2 tRNA genes and 1 rRNA gene are annotated in these 568 nt (G+C 45.4%); all 3 read left to right on the top strand.

What is annotated here, in order from left to right:
- A 16S ribosomal RNA gene (locus GN208_RS17885) occupies positions 1–74 on the top strand; the annotation flags it as partial.
- 66 nt (positions 75–140) lie between these two features.
- A tRNA-Ile gene (locus GN208_RS17880) sits at positions 141–217 on the top strand.
- A gap of 126 nt (positions 218–343) precedes the next feature.
- A tRNA-Ala gene (locus GN208_RS17875) sits at positions 344–419 on the top strand.
- Positions 420–568 lie beyond the last annotated feature (149 nt).

The raw sequence follows: 568 nt of genomic DNA, 5'->3' as shown, positions 1-568 counted from the left end.
CTTTGTGATTCATGACTGGGGTGAAGTCGTAACAAGGTAACCGTAGGGGAACCTGCGGTTGGATCACCTCCTTACCTAGTTGGTATTGAATGTGAGTGTTCACACAGATTGTCTGATAGAAAGAAGCAGATACCGGGAATAGGCTTGTAGCTCAGGTGGTTAGAGCGCACCCCTGATAAGGGTGAGGTCGGTGGTTCAAGTCCACTCAGGCCTACCAAAACCGAATTGATACTGCGTTATGAAAAGACTCGTTTACCTTAGTAAACTTCGCCTTTCCATGCCTTGTCTCAATGCGGTTTCCTCTTTTCATGATGAAAAGACACGCCCGGGAAAACCAAATAATGGGGCTATAGCTCAGCTGGGAGAGCGCCTGCCTTGCACGCAGGAGGTCAGCGGTTCGATCCCGCTTAGCTCCACCATTATCTGATATCTGAAAAATAATTCAGAGTTTACCGGAAACGGTATACTGTGAATTATTATGCTCTTTAACAATCCGGAACAAGCTGAAAAATTGAAACAATCAATATTATCACCGAGGTAATATTGATGAGTCTCTCAGCCGAACAAC

It is taken from the genome of Morganella sp. HSTU-ASny43, assembly GCF_022819185.1.
Taxonomy (GTDB): domain Bacteria; phylum Pseudomonadota; class Gammaproteobacteria; order Enterobacterales; family Enterobacteriaceae; genus Morganella; species Morganella morganii.
This window is presented reverse-complemented; position numbering and strand designations above follow the sequence as displayed.